12 protein-coding genes are annotated in these 16,923 nt (G+C 60.2%); 7 read left to right on the forward strand and 5 right to left on the reverse strand.

All coding sequences use genetic code 11. From position 1 onward, the window contains the following. Nucleotides 1-3 precede the first annotated feature (3 nt). On the reverse strand, nucleotides 4-534 hold the full coding sequence (locus tag FJ404_05160; protein ID MBM3822277.1) for a DsbA family protein: 531 nt from the start codon (nucleotides 532-534) through the stop codon (nucleotides 4-6). A 214-nt stretch (nucleotides 535-748) separates the two neighbouring features. Further along, nucleotides 749-1,798 carry a type I glyceraldehyde-3-phosphate dehydrogenase gene (gap, locus tag FJ404_05165; GenBank protein ID MBM3822278.1) on the reverse strand — a complete coding sequence of 350 codons (1,050 nt, stop codon included), beginning with the start codon at nucleotides 1,796-1,798 and terminating at the stop codon, nucleotides 749-751. A gap of 110 nt (nucleotides 1,799-1,908) precedes the next feature. Here gap and FJ404_05170 point away from each other — a divergent pair, with 110 nt between their 5' ends. The 5 genes from FJ404_05170 (at nucleotide 1,909) to FJ404_05190 (ending at nucleotide 9,094) form a co-directional block, all read left to right on the forward strand. Then, the gene (locus FJ404_05170; GenBank protein ID MBM3822279.1) at nucleotides 1,909-2,169 is read left to right on the forward strand and encodes a hypothetical protein; all 261 of its coding nucleotides are present in this window, start codon (nucleotides 1,909-1,911) and stop codon (nucleotides 2,167-2,169) included. Nucleotides 2,170-2,324: 155 nt separating this feature from the next. Beyond that, a complete protein-coding gene (locus FJ404_05175) occupies nucleotides 2,325-3,386 on the forward strand; it encodes a PAS domain-containing protein (GenBank protein MBM3822280.1) in 1,062 nt (353 codons plus the stop codon). Nucleotides 3,387-3,625: 239 nt separating this feature from the next. Then, nucleotides 3,626-5,401 carry an acetylxylan esterase gene (locus FJ404_05180; GenBank protein MBM3822281.1) on the forward strand — a complete coding sequence of 592 codons (1,776 nt, stop codon included), beginning with the start codon at nucleotides 3,626-3,628 and terminating at the stop codon, nucleotides 5,399-5,401. Nucleotides 5,402-5,492: 91 nt separating this feature from the next. After that, a complete protein-coding gene (locus FJ404_05185; GenBank protein MBM3822282.1) occupies nucleotides 5,493-7,856 on the forward strand; it encodes a hypothetical protein in 2,364 nt (787 codons plus the stop codon). Nucleotides 7,857-8,551: 695 nt separating this feature from the next. Then, on the forward strand, nucleotides 8,552-9,094 hold the full coding sequence (locus FJ404_05190) for a hypothetical protein (GenBank protein MBM3822283.1): 543 nt from the start codon (nucleotides 8,552-8,554) through the stop codon (nucleotides 9,092-9,094). A gap of 46 nt (nucleotides 9,095-9,140) precedes the next feature. On the opposite strand, the gene FJ404_05195 is transcribed toward FJ404_05190, so the two are convergent. From FJ404_05195 to FJ404_05205, 3 genes are all read right to left on the reverse strand, one after another. Next, nucleotides 9,141-9,857 (reverse strand): type II secretion system protein, encoded by a 717-nt coding sequence (locus tag FJ404_05195; protein MBM3822284.1) that lies wholly within the window; start codon nucleotides 9,855-9,857, stop codon nucleotides 9,141-9,143. A 26-nt stretch (nucleotides 9,858-9,883) separates the two neighbouring features. After that, nucleotides 9,884-10,069 carry a hypothetical protein gene (locus FJ404_05200; protein ID MBM3822285.1) on the reverse strand — a complete coding sequence of 62 codons (186 nt, stop codon included), beginning with the start codon at nucleotides 10,067-10,069 and terminating at the stop codon, nucleotides 9,884-9,886. Nucleotides 10,070-10,570: 501 nt separating this feature from the next. Beyond that, nucleotides 10,571-11,965 carry an alkaline phosphatase family protein gene (locus FJ404_05205; GenBank protein ID MBM3822286.1) on the reverse strand — a complete coding sequence of 465 codons (1,395 nt, stop codon included), beginning with the start codon at nucleotides 11,963-11,965 and terminating at the stop codon, nucleotides 10,571-10,573. A gap of 198 nt (nucleotides 11,966-12,163) precedes the next feature. Here FJ404_05205 and FJ404_05210 point away from each other — a divergent pair, with 198 nt between their 5' ends. Continuing rightward, nucleotides 12,164-14,902 carry a pyruvate, phosphate dikinase gene (locus FJ404_05210; protein ID MBM3822287.1) on the forward strand — a complete coding sequence of 913 codons (2,739 nt, stop codon included), beginning with the start codon at nucleotides 12,164-12,166 and terminating at the stop codon, nucleotides 14,900-14,902. Between the two features lie 194 nt (nucleotides 14,903-15,096). Continuing rightward, entirely contained in the window at nucleotides 15,097-16,590 is a 1,494-nt protein-coding gene (locus FJ404_05215; protein ID MBM3822288.1) for a hypothetical protein, read from the forward strand. The last annotated feature ends 333 nt before the right edge of the window (nucleotides 16,591-16,923 follow it).

Raw genomic sequence — 16,923 nt, forward strand, 5'->3', positions numbered from 1 at the left:
CCGTCATTCCGGCGGACTGACATGATGCGCCGCGTAGGAGGCGTAAGCCTTGGCATCCCTGAGGAGCGCGGACAATGCTGACTCCAAGGGCTCAATCGTGGCCAGGCCCGAGAACACCACCCGGTCGCCAATGTTGCTTTCCAGCAGGAACGAAGGGCGCGAGGTCATCTTGAAAGCCTGAAACTCGGCGGTGGTGGCTCGCATGCGGTCGAGAATCGTCTGCGACTGAGCGAGTGATCGCAACGTGCCGGCATTCAGGGAACACCCCCGCACAGCCGCCTGCACCGCCACCTCCCATTCGGCGAACTTCAACCCTTCGATCATGCCCGCCCGAGCAATCACGATGCGCACGGAGTCATCGGTGACCCCCATCGACCTGGCGGCTTCCGCCACGGCATTCGGCGCCAGGTATTCCTGCAATCCAGGGACGAACCAATGGGCGTTCAGCCGATAAGGCGACCTCATGATCGTGCCGCTGCGTCGGTAGTACCATTCTTCCTCCGCCTGGCTGTTCGGCATGCTGGAAGCGTCCATCAAGGCAATCTTCTATTCAAACTCCACCTCCGAGGCATGCCGCGATTTCAACGCCGACCAAGCAGGCTCCGCCCAATGGCACCAGGAGGATATGACATCGAGATAATAAGTGACTTTGGCGATTTTCATATCGTCAGTCCTGAAGGTGGGAGAGCTCATCCCCAGTAAAAAGGCGGCGCTCGTCAGGAGCGCCGCCCGGGGAGAGTTCAGGGCATTAAAGCCCTTTCTCGATCATGTATTTGAGCAGGTCACCCACACGATAGCTGTAACCCCATTCATTGTCGTACCAACTTACCAGCTTGAAGAAGCGGCTGTTGAGTTCGATGCCGGACCCGGCGTCGTAAATGGAGGAGGACGTGCAGTGAACGAAGTCCGTGCTCACCACCTCGTCCGCCGTGTAATCCAGAATACCCTTCAAGTAGGTCTCGCTCGCCCTCTTCATGGCAGCGCTGATTTCGGCGTAGGAAGTCGGCTTCACGGTCCGCACCGTCAAGTCGACCACCGAAACCGTCGGGGTCGGCACGCGAAACGCCATGCCCGTCAACTTGCCCTTCACTTCCGGACATACCAAACCCACGGCCCGTGCCGCTCCCGTGGTCGAGGGAATCATGTTGATGGCCGCTGTGCGCCCGCCTTTCCAATCCTTCTTGCTCGGGCCGTCCACCGTCTTTTGCGTCGCGGTGTAACTATGAACGGTGGTCATCAGCCCTTCCTCGATGCCAAAGCCCTCTTTGAGGAGAACATGGACGAGCGGAGCCAAGCAGTTCGTCGTGCAACTGGCATTGGAGATGATGTGGTGTGATTTCGGGTCGTACTTTTCGTGATTCACCCCCATGACCACCGTCAGGTCATCACCTTTCGCCGGCGCGGTAATGATCACCTTCCTGGCTCCCGCAGCCAGGTGGCCTTTCGCTTTCTCGGCTTCGGTGAATAAACCGGTGGATTCAATCACCACGTCAACCCCCATGGCCTTCCAAGGCAATTCGGCGGGCGACTTTGCGCTCACGACACAAATATCCACGCCATTCACCACCAGCACATCGTCTTCCGCCTTGTCCGCCGCGGATTTCTTCGAGGCCACCGTGCCGTTGAAGCGGCCCTGCGTGGAATCATATTTGAGGAGATAGGCCAGGTTGTCGGCCGGGACGATATCGCCCACCGCCACGACATCCACGCCTTTTCCGACCAGCCCTTGTTCGACCATGGCGCGAAAAACGAGCCGCCCGATACGGCCGAAACCATTGATTGCAACTTTCACAGACATAATTTCGAGTTCAGGTTCATTGGCTCCGTTTCCACGGAGCGCGGCATGTTATCTACCGACCCCCAAGCGTCAACGATGAACTCCCCCCGTCGGGCAGGCGGTGCATCCCGATGTTGCCGGTGATGCAGGTAGGGCGCGTCCGTCCCGGCGCGCCGCCGGAGCATGATGTTTTGCATCCCGTGGGCGGCGGGCTGGGACAGGCCCGCCCTACCAACAACATCGGGATACACGGTCGGGCAGGGCGGAGTGGCGCCTTTCTCATCGTGCGAGGCCACGAGCCATGCAGGTTCCCAAAATTCCCGGTCGGCGGCGAACTTCGGCGTGGCCTTGAACTCGTCGCGGGCGATTGTTACCGTTCGGGACGTGGCTGACCACCCTGACCCCCGCGCCAACCCTTCTCCATTCACCACCCCGCGTCGATCGATCGAGGGCCGCATCGCACTCGGCTTTTTCCTCGCTCTGGCGATCTCAGCCTGGGCGTGCTGGGCAGCCATCCAAAACTCCCGCCAAAGCCGGGCCACCGCCGATGAAGTGCGCCACACCTACGCGCTCGTGCTCGAAGTCACCAGCCTCCTGGCCGCTCTGGAGTCCAGCGAAACTGCGCTTCGCAATCATCTTCTTGGGGGCGAGTCTGCCGACACCGAACGCTGGCAGCGCGAGACCCATCGTGCCCGAGAGCATCTTCAGGTGGCGCGAAGCCTGGCGCCCCCCCCCCGCACCTGCCTCCAGCCAATGGCCTCGGATCGAGCAACTCGTTTCGGCCGTCCTTCAGGAGGCGGCCTTCATCCACGCCCTGCGCGTCGAGCAAGGATTCGACCCCGCACGTGCACGGCTCCGCGCCTCGCCCTCGTTCGAACTGATCCTCGACCTGCGCCGCAGCATTTCCAACCTCATCACTGCTGAAAACCAGCGGCTCTTGAAACTCGACCAGCAAGCTCACGCCGATGCCACCGCCACTCGCCGCTCCCTGGTCATCGGTTTCGTTCTGAATGTCGGGCTCCTTGCCTCTGCCTTCTGGCTCATCCGCGATGATTTTCGCCTGCGGCGCGAGCAAGCTGCTTCCCTCGCACAAATGAATGAAAAGTTGGAGCGGAAAGTCTTCGAACGCACCGCCGAAATCGCCAAGTCCAATGCTGCATTGGAAGTCGAGAATCTTGAACGTCAATGGGCCTTCGCCTCACTGGAACGGTTCCAACGCCACAACGAACTCATCATCAACTCGATCGTGGAAGCCGTGGTGGTCATCAGCGCCACGGGAGTCGTTCTGCGCATCAACCAAGCCGCGCAGCATTGGACCGGATTCACTCATGAACAATGGATCGGACGAAGGCTTGCCACAATCCTTCGCCCCGCCGCGAACCAAGCCGCTCCGGTCGATTGGAGTTCACATCCGGTCGCCCAAGCCCTGCGCAAAGGGCAGGCCACCACGCTCCAGGGCATGGTCCTCACATGCCAGGACAGGCCCGACGCCGTATGTTCCCTGCGCCTGCAACCAATTCACGACGGCGGCAAAGTCGTGGCCGGCATCCTCTGCTTCAATCTGGCCTCCACCGCCAGTGAGAAAGGTCCCAACCCAGCACCCGCGTGAGAATCCCCGTCCCATGGCTTGCCGCCACTCTGGTTTTCGCCGCCACAGAAACCCACCACGCAGCCGCTTTTCATAATCCCTTTGGAAAATGGCCCAGGCCTGAAGGCCCCGGCGATCAACGCATCCACGAAGTGCTGAACGCCGAGGCCCGACACCTCGCTTCACTCTCCCTGGCCGAAATTCAATCGCTGGAAGATTGGGAAAGGCGCAAAGCCTCGTACCGGACCCAACTCTTCGAGATGCTCGGACTGGATCCACAGCCGCCCAAAACCGCACTTCACGCGACCGTGACCGGAAAGCTCGAGGAGTCCGATTTCATCGTCGAAAAGTTTCACTTCCAATCCCTGCCCGGGCTGTACGTCACCGCCAATCTTTACCTCCCCCGGCCAACCGACCAACCGGTCCCCGCCATCCTTTACGTCTGCGGCCATTCGGTCGTGAAAACCAACGGCGTCAGCTTCGGCAACAAAGTGGGCTATCAACACCACGGCGTCGGCTTCGCCCGCAACGGATACGCCTGCCTCGTCCTGGATACCGTGCAACTCGGTGAAATCGAAGGCATCCACCACGGAACCTATCGCGAGGGCATGTGGTGGTGGAACTCCCGCGGCTACACCTCCGCCGGCGCCGAGGCCTGGAACTGCATCCGCGCGCTGGACTACCTCGAATCCCGGCCGGAAGTGGATGCCCGCCGCATCGGCGTTACGGGCCGAAGCGGCGGCGGCGCCTACTCCTGGTGGATCTCCGCCCTCGATGACCGCATCCGGGCCGCCTGTCCCGTCGCCGGCATGACCGACCTCGAAAACCACGTCGTGGACGGCACCGTGGAAGGCCATTGCGACTGCATGTTCCACGTCAACACCTACCGATGGGACTTCGACCGCGTCGCCGCCCTGGTCGCGCCCCGCCCCCTCCTCATCGGGAACACCGACAAAGACACCATCTTTCCTCTCGACGGTGTCGTCCGGATCCACGAGCGCGTCCGCCGCATCTATGATCTCCACCGTGCCACCGACCGGCTCGGACTCCTCATCACCGAAGGCCCCCACAAGGATAACCAGGACCTTCAAGTGCCGGTCCTGCGCTGGTTCAATCGATTCCTGAAGCACCGTGCTCCCGTGGTGAAAGACGTGGGGGAGCCGCTGTTTACCGGACAGCAATTGAAAGTGTTGGACCGCATTCCGTCGGACGAGATTACGAGTCGGAGCTACGAACATTTCCCGCGGCTTGCCCCGGAAACGACAACCTCATCCCACGAATCGCTCGTGGATACCCTCCGCCATAAAACTTTCGGGGGCTGGCCGGAAGACTCCACGCCGCCGCAAGCCAGACTCTTGCAGCAGTCTGCCCACACTTCGCTGGGCCTGGAATTATCCGTTTATGAATTCGTTTCTCAACCCGGGCTTCCCTTGCGGCTTTATCGCCTGCTTCCGACACAAAGCCGGGTGGACAACGTCGTCGTTGAGATCGCCGACTCCGAACTCTGGAACCATCGCATGGCCGCGATGGGCTCCAACTTTCCTCGTGCGTGCGAAGAGGAATTAAAATGGTTTCCAACCCCAACCACCGCCACGACCAACCTCGCCAACCTGGCCAGCACGCTGCGCCAATCCAACTCGGCGCTCATGCTCCTCGCACCTCGCGGCGTCGGGATGACGGCGCTTGCCTCGGATGCTCGATTCATCACCCAAACCCGGCGACGATTCATGCTGGTCGGACAGACACTCGCCGGCATGCAAGTGTGGGATGTGCGGCGCGGACTGCAGGCGATCCAGGCTTTGGCGGATACGCGCGGACTCCCCGTCACCCTGGCTGCGCCCTCCGCCATGACCGAGGTCGCATGCTTCGCCATCGCCCTCGGTGCTCGCGCCGAACGCGTCGAACTCGCCCACGCCCCTCGTCAGGATAAAGAGGCCCCGGATTTTCTCAATTGGTCGAGATGGGTCACGCCTGCCCGCCTGCTCGATCTCGCCCGAGCCAAATCCACGGTTACCCTCGATCATTCAAAACGATAGTGCCCGACGGCCATCGACCGGGAGGTGAAATCAAACGGCGTTTTCACCAGTAAAGATTTGCCCCTCTGCCGTTTCCTGGAACACTTTCGGCATGCACCCTCGCCATCAGCCCCGCCCGTACCGCGACAACTCCAGCATGATCCGGTTGCCGTCCAATCGAGCGTGCATCATGCGGGCTGGATGGCTGTCCCTGGCTCTCAGTTTGGCCAACATTTCCTGGGTCACCAACGCTTTCGGCGCCCAACCTTCGCCAGCTCCGCAGCGATTCCGACAGGAGATCGCTCTGCATCATCAACCGGACCCTGGCAAACCTTCCGGCCCCATCCAATGCCTCGATGCGCCGCCGTCCGCGAGCCTGCGTGTGTTCGCGTCGGGACGCTGGTGGCAACAGACTCAGGATCGCTGGTCAGAAATCGCGTCCTGCGCCAACACCGAGCCCGATCGCTTTCGATTTCCCGGCCCCGATCACCAACCCCTCACCGTCGGGGTCCCATGGGGACAGGTGCGCCAGTTGTTGCGCCAAGGCGAATCAACCTTGATCGCCACCGCCGACTCGATCCAAGTCCATCAAGCAGGAGGTTCCGAGCTCATCCCATTGCCGGGTCCTTCGACCCTTCACCAGATCGCCCTCGGACCTGGCAACACGCTCCATGCCGCCACCAGCCGCGGACTCTTCAAGCGCGTGGGTTCGGATTGGAAACCGATGACCGCCCTGGATGCGGGCAAGCGCGCGTGGGGCACGGACGAAACGCTCGGCGTGGGATTCGATGGCAAACAACGCCTTTGGTTCTGCACCTCGGCGGGGATCGCCCGAGCAACCGATGAAGGCTGGGAGTTTCTCACTCCCGCTGAAGGGCTGCCCTGGAATCAGTTCACCGGAATCGCTTTCGGCCCGGCGAGTGAGGCCTGGTTCGCCACCAGGCTCGGCGTCATTCGTCTGGACGAATCCGGTTTTCATTACCGGCAAGGTCCCCGCTGGCTTCCTCACGACCACGTTCGACAGGTGGTCGTGGACTCGAACGGGACTGCCTGGATGGCCACCGAGTCCGGCCTTGGCGCCATCGCCCGGCGTTCCATGACGCTCGCCGAGAAAGCGGAGCACTACGAAAGCGAGATCGAGAAGTACGTCAAGCGAACCCCGCTCGGCTACGTGGCCGAAGCGAGACTCCAACGTCCAGCCGATAAATCGAGCGCCCATCCCGACGACAGTGACAATGACGGGCTTTGGACCTCGATGTACGGCGCCGGCCAATGCTTCGCGTATGCGGCGACGAAGGATCCCCAATCCAAAGCACGCGCCGGAAAAGCCTTCACTGCGCTTCGCTTCCTGCAAAAGGTCACGCAGGGAGGCCCCCATGCGCCACCACACGGCTACGTCGCTCGAACCGTGCGCTCGACCTCCCTGCCCGACCCCAATGCCGGACGCCTTGAGGCCGATCGAGAAATGAAGCAGCGCCATGACCGGCTCTGGAAAGTATACGCTCCCCGCTGGCCGCGCAGTGCCGATGGTCAATGGTTCTGGAAAGGCGACACCAGCAGCGACGAATTGGACGGACACTACTTCTTCTACCCGCTCTATTACGATTTCTGCGCCGATACCGAATCCGAAAAAGCGCGCGTTCGCGAAGTGGTTCGCGACCTGACCGATCACCTCGTCCGGCACGGATTCAACTTGGTGGATCATGACGGACAACCAACCCGCTGGGGCGTGTTCAGCCCCGAACAGCTCAATCACAACAAGGATTGGATGATTGAACGGGGGCTGAATTCGTTGAGCATGCTGTCGTACCTGGCCGTGGCCGAGCACGTGACGGGCGACGCCAAGTACGGTGAAACTTCGAAAATGTTGATCGAGCGGCATCACTACGACCAAAACGCGGTCGTGCCAAAAATCCAAATGGGCACGGGTTCCGGAAATCAATCGGATGATGAAATGGCCTTCATGTCTTTTTACTCGCTGTTCCGCTATTCGAAGAACGCGGCGCTAAGGGAAAAACTGATTTTCGCGTTCTATGGTTCCTGGGCTTTGGAACAACCGGAAATGAATCCCTTTTTCCACTTCGCCTACGCGGGCCATGCCGCAGGCGCCAAGATTGACAATCCCTTTGGATCCTATCCGCTGGCGCCCTGGGACGGATGGCACCAAGACTCCATGGCAACGTTGTACGGATTTCCCCTGGACCGGCTGAACTGGCCTCACAAAAACAGCCATCGCCTGGACTTGCAATGGCTCGAACCCCAGCGATCCGTGGACATCTACGAACCGCGCAAACGCACCCGCGGTTTCCGCGGGAACGGGAAAGTTCTGCCGGTGGAAAACCGCCACTTCAACCATTGGAACACCGATCCGTGGCAACTGGATTACGGAGGCTCGGCCCACGAACTCGCCTCCGGCACGGTGTTCCTCCTCCCCTACTATATGGGTCTTTACCACGGCTTCATCGAAAAGCCATAGCCCGGGGATTTCTGGGCGCGCAGAAGCCGTGAGATTTCCGGGCCAGTCTCACCCGGCGTCGTTTCACGCACGTCTTCACAGCACCGTTCAATGCGGCGTGAACGCTGCGCTCCGAGCGGAACCTTTCGAATGCACCGAAATCAGCCCGCAATTCACCCTTAATCCTTAAATCGGCAGTTGAACCTGGTGAAGCTCAGCAAGGCCTGGATGAGAAAGACACGACGAAGCACCAGGGCTATCCTTTTTCCTGGAACCGGCAATTCAGCAGCGAAACTTGAGAAAAGCGTCTGACGCCAAGATCTGGCGATAGATCGATGCGGATCCATTGCCGTTTCCAGCAAAAAGACTCCGCCGGGCCGAGGTGCGGAAGGGTGAGAAACTTCAGCATTAAGTAAGTCGGGAGGTTTAAGGGCAACTGACGCTCGAAAGTTCAACCCGTCGCAACCGACTTAACGCAACTCAAACTCGTCCCGCCAGGAATCCCAACGGGATTCCGTCCCGAAGCCCAAGGTTGCGAGGAACGAGCTACCTTGGGTCACAGTTCGACAATGGAAACCAACCCCAACGGGGTTGTGACAAAATCCTATTTCCGTTTGGCGGGGTAAAGCCACAACCGCGTTGCGGTTGAATTCATTTCAAACGGCGACCCAAGGTAGCTCGTTCCTCGCAACCTTGGGCTGGAGGACACAATCCCTTTGGGATTGAAGGCGGAACTGGACATCGAGGCAGCGAACATGGTCACCACCACCGCCACGCGGTTGAAGGCGACCCGACTGACGTGGGACCGCGTTGACCTGACGGAAGGCACCATCACGCTCGACCGCAGCATGGCGAAGACGCGCCAGCGCCGGATCGTGAAGTGGCCGGAGAATGCGATTGCGTGGCTGTTGAAGAAGTGCTGGTGGATTCCTTGGGGCGACGACCTTTACCAGTTCGAAAACATACGCACGCGGCTCAAGGAGCGCATCCGCGCGCGCGTGATCCGGTGGCTGGGCCACATCGTGACCTACATCCCGGGTGAACACGCGCTGGCGCGGGAATGGTATGCGACGGGCGCGGCCTTCCACGAGTGCCTGTGTTACGCGAGCAATACGGTGGCGCTGCGGCCACCGCGACCGAAGGCCGGCTCCACGCTCGTCATCCAGGTGGACAACTCCGCATATGCGCGCAACAACCACATGAATGCGATGGACCGGATCCAACGATCCCGGCAGGGCCAAACCACTCGAATCCGCTGATCCGGCATTGGGAACAAATCTTCGAGATGGCTCGTGAGCCTTCTGCTTAAGGCGGACTCGGTTGGGTTACGTCGCCGAAGGGCTTCCAAAGGCGGCTCATGGGTTTCATATAGCCATACGTCAGGAACTTCCTCTTGTTCCAGGTTTCAACTCGAGAGTCACCCATGAGGATGTTACCGAGGCCGGCCTGCTCGCGCTTCCCGGGTCCGCCCAACACCCCCCAACCTTGTCCTTTTCCCTGGTGGCGTGTTGCCAGCACGTCCACTTCATTGGGCCAGACATGACCGTCGTTGAGGGGAGCGTCCAAGGCTTCCTCCATGAAGATCATTGACTTGAGCGGTTCAACCCAAGCCGAAAGCTTCCCGTTGTAGGCGGTGATGTCCGTGCCTGGGCCACTGATCGCATAGCTAAAGTCCCGGCGATCTGACCATGGACCGGGCCTCTTTAAATGAATCCTATCGGTCGGGCAGAGGTAAACGTTCGTCGTGGTCAGGTACTTGAAAAGTTGTCCCTCTGTCAGTTTCCTATTGTTGTCCTTATCGAGCCAATTCTGCATGTGCGGAACTCGTTCATCATTGTCATCTGCGAAGAAAATGACCGCCAAGCCGAATTGTCTCAAATTGTTCAAACAGCCCGTGAGCCGGGCCTTTTCTTTAACCCGGCCAAGTGTGGGTAGGAGCATGCTGGCCAGGATGGCAATAATGCCGATAACCACCAGCAGCTCGATCAAGGTAAAGCCAGCCTTCGAGGTTTGGACTTTCATAGGACGTTTGATTACGGTTGCGGGAATCATGTGGCCGCTACATTGGAACTCCCACGATTGCAAGCTAATTCTACTCCAATCAAATCGAGGCCGTGTATCCTGATGTTGTTGGTAGGGCGGGCCTGTCCCAGCCCGCCGCCCACGGGATGCAAAACATCATGCTCCGGCGGCGCGCCGGGACGGACGCGCCCTACCTGCATCACCGGCAACATCGGGATGCACCGAAATCGAGGTCATATCTCTGTATTTGACGAATAGGAATTTGCTATTCACGGCTGGAAGCGAAGCCTGAACGTTCCGGGTCTCTGCCGCAGGACAAACGCCCTTTTGAGGCGATCCTTGGAGTCTTCCCGGCTGAGAGGGTCTCAGAGGCCGCCCAAGGCGGGAATCCTGTCCCGCGAGCTCTCGGAAAAAGGTGGTGGAGACCCGAATTCTAACCCCACCCGGACAGAGGGGGAGGCTCAAACTGTCCGCCGCGTTTCGCAAAATCTCATGCGGACCGCCCGACTTAACGCGACTCAAACTCGTCCCGCCGGGAATCCCAAAGGGATTCCGTCTCGAAGCTCAAGGTTGCGAGGAACGAGCTACCTTGGGTCACAGTTCGCCCATGGAAACCAACCCCAACGGGGTTGTGACGAAATCTTATTTCCGTTTGGCGGGGTCAAGCCACAACCGCGTTGCGGTTGTCATGAGGACAACTGCCGTTCCAAGGTTTACAGGTCCATCCTTTTCAACAGAATCCCTGCAATGTCCGTCGATTCCAAGGTCTCCCGCTCCTCCTTCCGGTCCGGCACAATCAGCACAGGCCCGTCGATCGGATCATCCACCGGACGTCCATGGGATCCTCCCACCAACCCGGCATCCAACGGAATGACGTCCATCAGCATCCGGAAACCGAGTTTCTTTTGCAGCAACCGCCAGGCGATCCTCGCTTTCACCGCCGGAATCTTGGGATCCAGGAACAACTCCACAGGATCATAGCCGGGTTTGCGGTGGATATCGACGCAGCGTGCGAAATCCGGGGCGACTCGATCCTCCATCCAATAGTAATAGGTAAACCACGCGTTGGGAGCGGCGATGGCGATCAAGTCTCCCGCCCGCGCATGATCAACACCCCAGGCGCGCTTGGCGTCACCTTCCAGCAACTGGTCCACGCCCGGAACGGACCGCAACACCCGGGCGACATCGTCCTTCACGCGGGGATCGTTGCAGTAGACATGAGCCACTTGATGATCCGCCACCGCGAAAGCGCGGCTTGCACCGGTGTTGAGCAGTTCCAGCCCCAATTCTTCTTTCACCACCAGCCATCCCTTTTCGCGCAAGACGCGATTGAGATGAACGGGATGGTCCACCGCGGTGATTCCGTATTCGGAAACCACCAAAGGCTGCACCTGCCGCTCCTCGAAGAAATCGATGAGATCACCCGCCATCGCGTCGATTTCCGCGATGTCCCGGGCAACGCGAGCATCCCTCGGACCCCAGCGTTGAAAGTTGTAATCGAGGTGCGGAAGATAGATGAGTGAAAGCGTGGGTTGATGTTCTTCCTCCACCCACTTCGCCGAAGCCGCGATCCAGCGTGAGACCGCGTCGGCTCTGCCCGCCGGTGAATCCACTCCCGCTGACGGACCCCAAAAACAAGGGAACGGAAATTCTCCCAACTGCGCCTTGACCGAGGACCGCAACGCTTCCGGCCACGCGTAAACATCGAACACCTTTCGCCCGTCGGCGGGATACATGGGTCGAGGCGTGATGGACCAGTCGGCGCTGGAAAACATGTTGTACCACCAAAACAACTTGGCGCAGGTCATCCCGGCGGCGCGACCGCGTCCAATCTCCCAAACCTTGGGAGCTTGCACGAGGTGATTGGACTGCTTCCAAAAGTGGACCTCGGCGAGATCTCGGTCGTACCATCCGTTGGCGACGATGCCATGTTCGGACGGCCGCTTCCCGGTCAGGTAATTGGCTTGGGCGGTGCAGGTGACGGCGGGGAAAGCGGCGCGAATCGAGTGCAGCCTCCCCTTTCGGGCAAAAGCGGCCAGCCTGGGAGCATGTTGTTCCAGACAATGCGGGGTCAAACCCACCACGTTGATCAGGGCGAGACGTTGCATGACAAACTCCGGGCCGTGACCAACCCTGGAGCGGGAAGAATTACGCTCTGAAAACGGTCTCAGCGCAAGCGTGTTGCCTGTATTTTGAGCGCGCGAAACCGACCCGACTAACCGTTGACATCCCCCCCGCCGTTGCTATCTTGCCGCCTCGATTTTTCGCGGCATTTCACTCCCGAATACGATCCAGAAGAACAATTTATGGCAAAATCAAAATTCGTTTACACGTGGGGCAATAAAAAGGCCGATGGCGATGGCAGCATGAAAGCCTTGCTCGGCGGCAAAGGGGCCAATCTCGCCGAAATGACCCGCATCGGTCTGCCCGTGCCTTCGGGCTTCACGATCACCACCGAGGTCTGCACCTACTACTACGCCCACAAGCGAACTTATCCGCCCGAACTCCAGAAACAAATGGAGGCAGGCGTCGCCAATATGGAAAAAATCATGGGCACCCGCTTCGGCGCGACCACCGGCATCCCCCTGCTCGTCGCCGTCCGCTCCGGCGCCCGCGATTCCATGCCGGGCATGATGGACACCATTCTCAATCTCGGGTTGAACGACCAAACCGTGCTCGCTTTGGCCCAAGCGACCGGCAACGAGCGCTTCGCCTGGGATTGTTACCGCCGGTTCATCCAAATGTACGGCGACGTCGTCCTCGGCGTGCAAAAACGCGAAGGCGAAGATCACGAGCCGTTCGAAACCGAGATCCACGGTTACAAACACGAAGTTTACCACGCGGACATCGAGGATTCCAAACTGACCGCCGCCGATCAGCAGGAACTCGTCAAGCGGTTCAAAGCTCTGGTGAAGGAACGCACCGGCAAGGTTTTTCCCAACGATCCCTGGGACCAACTGCGAGGAGCGGCCGGCGCGGTCTTTAGTTCATGGATGAACGACCGGGCCATCGTGTACCGGCGCAAATACAACATCCCGACCGAATGGGGAACCGCCGTCAACGTTCAGGCCATGGTCTTCGGCAACACCGGCGACACCTCCGGTTCCGGCGTGGCCTTCACCCGGAACCCCGCCAATGGCACGAACGAGTTCTACGGCGAGTTTCTGGTCAACGCCCAGGGTGAGGACGTCGTCGCCGGCGTGCGCACACCCGAACCCGTGCTCAAGCTCCGGGATGTCATGCCCAAGAGCTACGCCGAGTTGCTCAACGTCCGCAAACTCCTCGAGAAACATTTCAAGGACGTGCAGGACATCGAGTTCACCGTTCAAGACGGCAAGTTGTTCATGCTCCAGACACGCAACGGCAAGCGAACCGCCGCCGCCGCGCTCAAGTTCGCCGCCGACATGGTGCGGGAAAAATTGATCGATTGGGAAACGGCCGTGCTGCGCAATCCCGCCGACCAGCTGGAACAGTTGCTGGCGCCCATCTTCGACCTCGCCGAAGTCAAGAAAGCCAAGGTCATCGCCACCGGGCTTCCAGCCGGTCCCGGCGCGGCCACGGGCAAGATTTACTTCAACGCTGAGCGCGCCGTCCAGGCCGCCGACAAGAGCGAAAAGGTGCTCCTGGTTCGCGTGGAAACTTCGCCGGAGGACCTTCGCGGAATGATTGCGGCCGAAGGCATCCTCACCGCCCGCGGCGGGGTCAGTTCCCACGCCGCGCTGGTCGCCCGCCAGATGGGCAAAGTTTGCGTTTGCGGCGCAGCCGCCGTCCAAATCGACTACGACCGCAAGGTCGCGACGATCGATGGAAAAACCTTCAAGGAAGGCGACTTCCTTTCCATCGATGGCACCTCCGGACTGGTCTATGCCGGTCAAATCAAGACGGCTCCTTCCGAGATCATCTCCGGCCTGCTCAACGGGGACAAAGCCTCGCAGGCCACCGAGAAATACAAGAACTACACCCAGCTGATGGCGTGGTGCAAGAAAGCGACGCGCCTGAGTGTTCGCACCAACGCCGACACGCCGGAACAAACCGCGCAAGCCATCGCGTTCGGCGCCCAAGGCATCGGCCTGACCCGCACGGAACACATGTTCTTTGAAGGCGACCGCATCGACGCCATGCGCGAGATGATCCTCGCGGACACGCTCGAAGCCCGCGAAACCGCCCTGGCCAAGCTGCTCCCTTACCAACGGGAGGACTTCTACGGCATCTTCAAGGCGTTGAAGGGTTACCCGGCGACCATCCGTTTCCTCGATCCGCCCCTCCACGAATTCCTGCCCCACTCAAAGGAGCAGCAGCTCGACCTGGCCAAGAAACTGGGCATTGCCGTGGAAAAAATCATGAGTCGTGTCCACGAATTGCACGAATTCAATCCAATGCTTGGTTTCCGCGGATGCCGGCTTGGCATCAAGTATCCGGAAATCACCCGCATGCAGGCCCGTGCCGTTCTCGAAGCCGCCGCCCAAGCGAACAAGGACGGCCACAAGGCGAAGCCGGAGATCATGATTCCGCTCGTCGGCTTCAAGAAGGAGCTCGATCTGCAAGTCGCCCTCGTCCACGAAGTCGCCGCCCAGGTGCAGAAGGAAAAGAAAGTCAAAATCGCCTACTCTGTTGGCACCATGATCGAAATCCCCCGCGGCGCCCTGACGGCGGATGAGATCGCCCAAACCGCGGAATTCTTCAGCTTCGGCACGAACGACCTCACGCAAACCTGCCTGGGCATGTCGCGCGACGATTCCGGCTCGTTCCTTGGCGCTTACACCGAGAGCGAGATTGTGAAAAAGAATCCTTTCGCCTCCATCGACCAGACCGGTGTCGGCCAGTTGGTGCGGATCGCGGCCGAGAAGGGCAACGCGACCCGTCCCGGCATCAAACTCGGCATTTGCGGCGAACATGGCGGCGATCCCGATTCCGTGAAGTTCTGCCACCGGGCCGGCCTCACTTACGTGAGTTGCTCACCTTACCGCGTTCCGGTAGCCCGCCTGGCGGCGGCGCAGGCCGCGATCGAAGAAAAACGCAAAGCCAAGCCCGCCAAGAAAAAGTAGTTCACGCGCGCCCGCTTGTTCAGTTCAACAAGCCGCCCGGCTCAACCCGGGCGGCTTTTTTTGATTCATGGCCATGTTTTGAGTGAGTTCCGGCGCGCCCCGACAACTTGCGGATGCACCGCGCCCCCCGCGGTGGCTCCTTTCGCCTTGCCTTGGCGAGGACTTCGTCGATCATCCGCAGTCGAACCCGTCCCATGAATCGACGCCGATTTCTTGGCACCGCCTTCTCCGCCGCCGCTCTGGGAGATCCCAAACTCTGGCCCAACCTCCCGCGTGTCTGCGCGAAGGAAGCCCGGCTGCCCCAAGCATGGGTCCGGTTTCATCCCGATCTCGAACCCGTCGTGCACTGGATCGAGAACACTCCCCGTGAACGCATCCTGGGCGAAGCCGTTCATCGCATCCGGCGCGGACTCGCTTATCGAGATCTGCTGGCGGGTCTGTTCCTCGCGGGAATCCGCCAGGTCCAACCCCGCCCCATTGGCTTCAAATTCCACGCGGTGCTCGTGGTCAACTCCGCCCATCTGGCCAGTTTGGAATCAGGGGAAACAGACCGCTGGCACCCCATCCTTTGGGCGTTGCATCGATTCAAATTGTCGCAGGAGGCAGACGAGCGGGAAGGAGATTGGGCGTTGGGCGCCGTCGAGGAATCCAAGCTTCCCCCTTCGCACCTCGCCAGGTCCGCCTTCATCGAAGCGATGGAGCGATGGGATGAATCCGCCGCCGATGCCGCGATCACCGCCCTGGCCCGTACCGCCGGCGCGCACGAGATCTTCGATTTGCTTTGCCGCTTTGGGCTCCGCGACTTCCGCGAAATCGGTCACAAACAAATCTACATTTCGAACGCTTTCCGGGTGCTCGACGTCATCGGCTGGCGGCACGCCGAACCCGTGCTCCGCGGCATCGTCTACGGATTGCTCGATACCGACCGCGATCCGAACCCCTCCAAATCCGACCTGCCGGCAGACCGGCCTGGGCGACGCAACCGCGAACGTCTCAAGGACATCCCGGATCCGTGGCTCGCAGGACGGCCCAACGACGACACGTCTCGCCGCATTCTTGCCGCGTGTCGCGACGCGTCCGCCATCGACCTCGGCGAAATCGTGATCCAGTCGTTGCGCCAGGGATCGAGTCCGGCCTCGATTTTTGACGGACTGCATGCGGCCACGGCGGAACTTCTCCTGCGCGAGCCGGGCTTGGTGTCGATGCATGCCTGGACGACGACCAACGCGGCGCGCTATGCCTGGAACCGCGTTTCCCATGATGAAACGCGCCGGTTCATGCTCCTGCAAAACGCCTCGTTCATCCCGCTCTTCCGAGGGCAGCCGAAAAAGAGCACCGTCGCGCTCGACCAGTTGCCCGTGGAACCTCTCGAGGAATCCGGACCCGAAGCCTTGCACAAACTCTTCGAGGGGCCGATTCGGCAGCCGGGCGCCGCCATCCGATTGCATTCCTGGCTTGAGGCCGGCCATGACCCGGGAGCGTTCGCCGCCACAGCCCGGCGATTTCTTTTCGCCAAAGGAACCGACGCTCACGATTACAAGTTCTGTTCGGCCTTTTTGGAGGACTACCCGCACATCGCGCCGCGATGGAGAAACCCCTTCCTGGCCGCCAGCATTCTATACCTGCGGGGCGCTCAAGATCCTGATAATGCGGTCATCCAGCAGATCCGCGAGGCGCTGAAATCGTGATCACGCCATCATTCCTTCCGAATCGCCGCTTGCTTCAAGCGAGCCGGGGTTATTTGTTTGAGATTCACGAAACAAACGCCAGGAAACCGCAGGTAGCGATCGAATCGACGACCAGATCGCGCTGAATTCTTTTCCCGTACTTCATCGGTATCGAAAGAGCAGAGGAAAGAGGAAGACCACCACCACCGCCCACACGCCGTAGACCGGCAGGTAATCCGTCTGCCACTGGACAAGGGAGGTGAACGAGCCGCGTCCTCTGAGGAATCGGATATAGAGCGCGCCGGACCGCGACCGTCATGAAACCCAGTCGCGCGAGGGCATATCGCCTCGCCA

The organism is Verrucomicrobiota bacterium (assembly GCA_016871495.1).
Taxonomy (GTDB): domain Bacteria; phylum Verrucomicrobiota; class Verrucomicrobiia; order Limisphaerales; family VHDF01; genus VHDF01.